Below are 6,576 nucleotides of genomic sequence, written 5' to 3'. Positions count from 1 at the left end.
GTTTTGTAGGCAATCGCCGAACTGACAGCCATGTACCCGATCAATATCAAGAACTGCCAGACGAAGATCTTTAAGCGTTTCGGTGTCCGTACTATATTGATAATCAGGAGGATATAAGCGAACAGCTTGAGGAAATCGATAATCTTGTCGACCGATTGGCTGGGCCAATAGGAGGTCGGCACCGACAGCACCATCGCGAGTATAAAAAAACCAATCAAATAAATCAGCTTATGTTCAGTGACGATCAGCTTTTCACGCCGGAGTTTGATATTGATTATCAGAGAAACTATCAGGAAGATCGCCATCATGCGCTCCGGATGAAGCACTGCCAGGGAGGGGAAAATCACCGCCGGTTTAATCACCGTAATGAATTGATACGAAAGAAGCCCCAGAAAAGGGTACAGGAAGAGGAGAATGCCGGCCACAGCGATGATAATTACAGCCGCCAGCAGGTGGGTCGGGATAACGAAGTTGAGCACCCCGAATAGAAGTGAGAAGGTGAGCATCAGGGTGTAGACGACTGTCCTGGAAGTGATCAGCCGAACATCCGATACCCGGGATTTCTGGACATGCTCCATATACTATCTTACACCTTTATTATCCTGATTGGCGATATATAAACAGGGGTTCGCTAATTCGCAATCTTTAACTGTTGTCATCATTAATATAATCGCCACCCCGAATAAGACAATTTAACATCATAACGATTGTTCCAAATTAAAAATCGAAGACCGCAATTTCGGGTGCAGAAAACAGCCTGAGAGGGATCATCGTAGTACCAAGACCGCGATTGTTATACATGACAGTCGAGCTATCGTCCGCGAAACTCAAGCCAGAAGTATAGTCGAAGCGTGTATTGCTGTATATTTCGTTGAAATACGGCACTCGAATCTGCCCCCCGTGGGTATGACCGCTGAGGATCAGCTTGACTCCGGTCAGATCTATTTTATGGGCGACATCGGGCGAATGAGCCAATACTATTTTGGGAACTGAATCAGGGATTCCATATGATGCCAGGTAGTAATCGTCGAACCAGAGGTAATCATCATCGAGACCAACCAGAAAAACCGAATCCGTCCCAGTGTGCAATAGCGCAGATTGATTCTGCAATAAGCTTATATCGTACAAGGAGAAGATATTTTTGAGCCGTTCGAGCTCGATTTCACGCCCCCGGAAACTGTGGTCGTTGTTACCCAAAGTCGCCACAGTCACAGCGATTTCAGCAATTCTTCCGAGAAAGATACTGCAAGCAGGTATTTCATCATTGTAATCTATATAATCACCCGTCAAAAAAATCAAATCGGGATCGATATCCATCAGGCGTCTGATTACGATCTGCTCCAAAAGGCCGTAATCGCTGGTATGTAAATCGCTGAGGTGAGCAATCCTGAGCCCGTGCAGTTTTGTGCCCATATCTGCCCGCGAAAGATCGTGGTATTCTATTCTGACCAGATTTGTCTCGGAAACCAGCCAGAGAGAGAAACAGGTCATCGCCACAACAATAAGCACTATTTCTGTTTTGAATTTACTCAGCATCTTTCACCATCATAAAATTGTACAGGTAAAGCTCGTTGGCCTCGCGCGGATTGAAACCTACATGAAGTGATTTAAAATGCGTACTGATATCGATCAAGTTCCCGATTGAATCGATCGAATACGCGAATCTGGTTTCTCCCGGACGAGCCAGCACGAGGTCGTAAAACTTCTGGCAACTCGCACAGTAGCCGTCGGAAGTATACTGATCACCAGCTCGAAGCGAGATTTCGATCAATTTTCCCTCGGGCCGGAAAACATTCAAGATAAGGGAATCATATTGATTCCACCATGGCGGGGTGTAATTGAAAGCGACTTCGACATAGCGGGCGGAATCGTAGCTCAGACGGGCGGCCCGTTTGTTTATTGCCTGGTCAAAGTCAACCGCCGTGGAGCTCAGTGGACCATACAGAAGAATCATGTTGTTCAAATCGTTTTCGCTTTTAAAAGGATTTAAATAGAGCGTATCAGGAAGGCTGTCGAGCGGTGGAGGTGAAAATTCATGGATTTCGAAATCCGCACGGGAATGTTTCTCTAAAACATCCTCAGCCACGAAACCATACAGATTGTATCCGATTAGCATACAACATATTAATATAAATATTATAAGTAATAATTGAAGCAGAGTACGCATCCGGACCTCAGATCTCGCCCACTGTTACCTGATCGTACAGCTTGGTGTAAAGTGACTGGTGCAGTTTTACGCTCAGGGCGACATTGAATTTCTTCCAGACATTTTCGCAGGCCTGCTCGCCGATTTTTTCACGCAGGCTGTCATTGTCCAAAAGCTGATTAACTTTCTCCGCTAACTCTTCGGGAGCTTCGGGTGGAACCAGGTATCCGGTCTTACCCTGGCGGATAACTTCCGGATTCCCACCCACACGAGTGGCGACAGCCGGAATCCCGAGCGCGCTGTATTCCAGAAGTGTATTCGAAAGCCCTTCCGACAGAGAGGACAAACAGCCGATATCAAAATTGCGGACATACGCAATCGGGTTGGATATCGGCCCGGTGAAAACGATCTTGCCGGACAACCCCAGTGAAACAGCCAGCCGTCCAAGTTCTTCAATCGTCTTTTGATCTCCCCCGCCGATGATCACGAAACGGGTTTCCGGATGAGTCCGGGAGACTTGCGAGCAGGCTTTAATGAATGTCGGTATGTCTTTGACTGGCCGTGGATTGGCAACTATTCCCACGACCCTGTGGTTGTCGTCGACCCCCATCTCCCGGCGGGCATCGGCGACCTGTTTTTCACGCACCTCGAATCGCTTCGGGTCGAGCCCGTTATAGATTACCGTAAATCTCTCCCTGGAGACTTTCTCGCGTTTTGAAATCATCTCGACAATGTACTCTGAATTGGCCAGAAAGCGGGTTACGTAGCGGTTGGCATAGCGAAAAGCCAGAAGCGTTTTTATGGTATGACCATAACCTGTATCACGCCTGGAAGATAAAACCAGCCTGCACCCGGCCCGTCGCGCCGCCATTGGACCGACCACGCAGGCCCCGGGAAACAGGGTTTGCACGATATGGATCTGGTTATCGCGAATGTAATCTGCCAGGCGATTTATCCTGCCCGGGGTAGTCATGGAAAAGACAGCAGGCAGATTCAATACCGCGATCGGGCACGAGAAGTACCGATTACTCAAAAAATTCGTCGGTGTCAGGGCCACCAGGTGCGGTTCGAATTTTTCACGATCGAGATGGTTGATCAACTGTGCCAGCTGTCCCTCGGAACCGGCTGCGATACTGGTGATTGTATCCACCAGATAGAGTATTTTAATTCTTTTCATGGGGCATTCACAATCATGTCATGTCTTTATTGAACAATGACTTCAGGCGGTTCTCTTAAGCATCTTGATAAACCTTTTACCGTTATCGAAGGCATCTTTTAAAAACGTCTCGAGGGTACCATAACCACTGGATCTCATCTCACATTCGAGTGTGATCGGGGGAATCCGCTCAAGTTTATTCAACTGGCTCGCCAGGGAATTGAAGTCGAGTTTACCGGTAAACGGCACCTTGTGCAGGTCAGACCTGGAATCATTGTCGTGCAGGTGAATTACCGCCAGCCGATCGGCATATTTTGACAGAAGTTCGAAGTTATCGCGGTACAGCATTTCATGGCCGTTGTCATAACAAACTTTCAGGTAATTCGAATCGATCAGATCGAGAGCGAATTTGTACAGGAGTTCCGATTCCTGGTCGAGATTTTCGAGTGCTATAACGACATCGTTTTCCTCGGCAAATTTAACCACCTGGGGAAGTGAGACCTGTATTCTCTTGATTCTATCGGTCAATCCGCCGGGACGAAAGAAATTCAGGTGAACTACAACATAGCGCACTTCCAGCTCTGACGCCGCGCTTATCGCCCGTTTGACCTCGGTGATCGCGCTCTGCAACATGATATCCTCACCCTGAGTTAAATCGCAGGTCGGATCGAAAGGCGCATGGATGGAATCGATCCGGAGTTCGGCAGTTTGCAGGATTTCTTTTATCCGCTTTCTCCCATCCGGTTTGTGGTAGTTCGAATGGGAGGTCTTTCCCCCCAGCGAAATAAAGTCAAATCCCTGTTTAGCGGCCATCCGGATATTTTCCTCTAAATCAAGGGAATAGCTGTACGATGTCGAGATGCCCAGTTCCATAAAGAAAACAGAATACTTTTTTTAACCTGCTGTCAAGTTTAATGTTAGCTCGTATCCAATAAATAATTTCGGTTGTCGGCACAGAAAGTATAGGAGAGAACGCAGGCTGTATAGGATTTCACCAATATTTTTAGCCAACCACACATCACAATCTACTTCAACCGCATCACGTAAGATATTGCCATATTGCTACTTATGTAATTTCCTGCATCCCGGTATCCACTTTGCAGTTAGACTGGTTCGGACAATTGATTTCTTTCAAAGAGGAGGTACTGTGGGTAGAGTAACTGGTGGCCTGAGAATTCTTTCGATTGTTATGATTCTCAGCATAATCGGTTTTGTGATTGGATGCTCAGATTCCAATCCTGTGGGCAAAACGGGAGCGTTAAGCAATTTTGACAATGATAAACCTTTAACCGCCCCTCCCGATCGAGGCAAAGATGATTTCGATTTCGACGATGACGGCAGTCTGTTTGACGAACCGATAAGCGGAAACCGTGCCGACCAGGAAGATGTCGAACATCTCTACTACGGTCTGGCTTCTGGTATGGATATCTTCGTCAGCTCGAAACTGATCGGAAAGCAGGGTGGTTCGGTCCAGATTCCACAGAAGTACGATCCAGAGAATCGTCAGTACAGGCTGGATATTTGTTCGTTCACCTTGTATGAGGATGTTACCGTGGGACTCGAGGTCCGCGCGGGCAAGAACAAGTTCGACGAGGATTTGATCCTCTGTTACGTCACCCCGAATTTCGAAGAGATTCGGCGCAATCTCGTTTTCAGCTACAATGATGATGCCTGCGACGGCAGTCAGCCCTGCGCCGAATACAATCTCTTTTATTTCGCCGGTGGACGCTGGCTCGACTACGGTTCGGTACTGGCCGACAAATCAGGTCTGGTAGCTGTCGGACTGCCATCATTCGGATTGTACGCGATCCTGAAAAACAGCACACCTGAAAGTAAGGATCCGAGCGATAGAAATTTATAATTGTGTTAAATCAACCCTCCCCTCAGGCATCCGCCTGAGTTGCTTGCCCACTAACCGGTGAGTGAATACTCACCGGTTATTTTTATCTAATCAAAACAGTTTGTAAGTTATTCCCAGAGCCAGCGTTTCTTTAAATCGACCACGTTTATCGATCTGCTTGTCATAGAGAAGCTGGAAATACAAAGAAACAGAGATATACCTGGCAACTTCGGCCGAGAAAGTGCTTTCGAAATTGACATCGATCGCTTTCCAGTAATCTTCCGCGGGAGTCCCCTCGACATCCTCCTTATCGGAGTAGAACATCGCTTTGTACAAGCTCAGCTTGCCGATATAAAGCAGGTTATCGGAGATGGTGTACTTGAGGTCTGTGACCGATTCGAAACCGCCGTCTATTTCAGTCTCCCAGTCGCGCTCGTCACCCACAGTATCGACAATTATACTGGTGATCCGTTCCTTGAGTGCAAAGCCCAAACGGCTGAGAAGTTCGTTCTCCTCAGACTTATACAGCTCTTTCGAGATACCGGCCGATTCGGTCAGAAGCATCGGGTTGAAATAGCGCTTGATACTTTCCACGGACGCATCCACAAACTGGCTTTCGAAACGGAAGGCGACGTAGGGATCGACATACCCGTTCAGCGTGAACCGTCCCAGGTTTTCGATATCTATCTTGTCAGTCGATTTCTCCGGTTCTTCCCACTGATTGGTTTCCTGGTTCTGCACATGGGTTTGCCCGAAAGCCAGTTTAAGTGAAAGCCGATAGTTAAATTTCGGTTTGAGCTGTTTTTCAAAGATACCGTCGGCACGTGCCACCCAGGTGACATTGCCGGCCTCGCCACCGGTCCAGCTGTCGGAATAATTGCTCTGGGTCAGATTTAAAGTCAGGTCGAGTGATCTCTCCCACGGCTCGGCAGACAGCACTGCAGTTGAAAACAGGAGAGCGAGAATTACCAGTAACATCCTTTTCATTCAGGGACCTCCTTGTAAAGTAATGGCGTCGACCATTCAGCCGACGCCGGGGCATTTTATTTTTTCTTTTGCGGTTCGGGCATATCCTCTTCGATACCGGCCAGACGTTTAGCGACCTCGACCGCCTTTTCCATCCCGCCAAACATGCGCACAAACAACTTGGCACCGTCAGCCGAACCACCACCGTGCATACATCCGGGCACCCCCGATCCCATAGTTGTCCACTCCACCAGCCGGGCCGCCCTCATTCGGGATTCAGCGGAGGATGCCGCCTTCATATATTTCTGCACAAGTTCGCCATAGTTTTCATCGTTATAATCGACATAGGACGGCATACAGCCGGTCTCACCGATACCTCCTGCAATATCCTGCGCCATAATCGAGGTCTGGTATGGGAGGCGCGCGACCAGGGTCTTGTTGATATTCGACAGGAGTGGATCCGGTTGC

8 protein-coding genes are annotated in these 6,576 nt (G+C 48.1%); 1 reads left to right on the top strand and 7 read right to left on the bottom strand.

Annotated features, from left to right (window positions below; genetic code table 11):
* From GF404_10120 to GF404_10100, 5 genes are all read right to left on the bottom strand, one after another.
* On the bottom strand, positions 1-578 hold a 578-nt coding region (locus GF404_10120), incomplete at its 3' end, for a hypothetical protein (protein MBD3382538.1).
* A 139-nt stretch (positions 579-717) separates the two neighbouring features.
* The gene (locus tag GF404_10115) at positions 718-1,536 is read right to left on the bottom strand and encodes a hypothetical protein (GenBank protein ID MBD3382537.1); all 819 of its coding nucleotides are present in this window, start codon (positions 1,534-1,536) and stop codon (positions 718-720) included.
* Complete coding sequence (locus GF404_10110; protein ID MBD3382536.1) at positions 1,526-2,116, bottom strand: hypothetical protein; 591 nt, start codon at positions 2,114-2,116, stop codon at positions 1,526-1,528. The genes GF404_10115 and GF404_10110 overlap by 11 nt, the downstream gene beginning before the upstream one ends.
* Before the next feature lie 58 nt (positions 2,117-2,174).
* Positions 2,175-3,323, bottom strand: coding sequence for a glycosyltransferase (locus GF404_10105; protein MBD3382535.1), 1,149 nt, complete (start codon positions 3,321-3,323; stop codon positions 2,175-2,177).
* Between the two features lie 42 nt (positions 3,324-3,365).
* Complete coding sequence (locus GF404_10100) at positions 3,366-4,175, bottom strand: TIM barrel protein (GenBank protein MBD3382534.1); 810 nt, start codon at positions 4,173-4,175, stop codon at positions 3,366-3,368.
* A gap of 274 nt (positions 4,176-4,449) precedes the next feature.
* On the opposite strand from GF404_10100, the gene GF404_10095 reads away from it, so the two are divergent.
* A complete protein-coding gene (locus tag GF404_10095) occupies positions 4,450-5,163 on the top strand; it encodes a hypothetical protein (GenBank protein ID MBD3382533.1) in 714 nt (237 codons plus the stop codon).
* 90 nt (positions 5,164-5,253) lie between these two features.
* Here the strand turns inward: GF404_10095 and GF404_10090 are convergent, their stop codons facing one another.
* Positions 5,254-6,129, bottom strand: a complete 876-nt coding sequence (locus tag GF404_10090; protein MBD3382532.1) for a DUF3078 domain-containing protein — start codon at positions 6,127-6,129, stop codon at positions 5,254-5,256.
* 56 nt (positions 6,130-6,185) lie between these two features.
* The coding region (locus GF404_10085; GenBank protein MBD3382531.1) for a 4-hydroxyphenylacetate 3-hydroxylase at positions 6,186-6,576 on the bottom strand (391 nt) is incomplete at its 5' end.

The organism is Candidatus Zixiibacteriota bacterium (assembly GCA_014728145.1).
GTDB lineage: Bacteria > Zixibacteria > MSB-5A5 > JAABVY01 > JAABVY01 > WJMC01.
This window is presented reverse-complemented; position numbering and strand designations above follow the sequence as displayed.

Excerpts from the sequence above, each read along its gene's own strand:
- GF404_10115 (MBD3382537.1), bottom strand. The coding sequence starts at position 1,536 with ATGCTGAGTAAATTCAAAACAGAAATAGTGCTTATTGTTGTGGCGATG.
- GF404_10110 (MBD3382536.1), bottom strand. The coding sequence starts at position 2,116 with ATGCTAATCGGATACAATCTGTATGGTTTCGTGGCTGAGGATGTTTTA.
- GF404_10105 (MBD3382535.1), bottom strand. The coding sequence starts at position 3,323 with ATGAAAAGAATTAAAATACTCTATCTGGTGGATACAATCACCAGTATC.
- GF404_10100 (MBD3382534.1), bottom strand. The coding sequence starts at position 4,175 with ATGGAACTGGGCATCTCGACATCGTACAGCTATTCCCTTGATTTAGAG.
- GF404_10090 (MBD3382532.1), bottom strand. The coding sequence starts at position 6,129 with ATGAAAAGGATGTTACTGGTAATTCTCGCTCTCCTGTTTTCAACTGCA.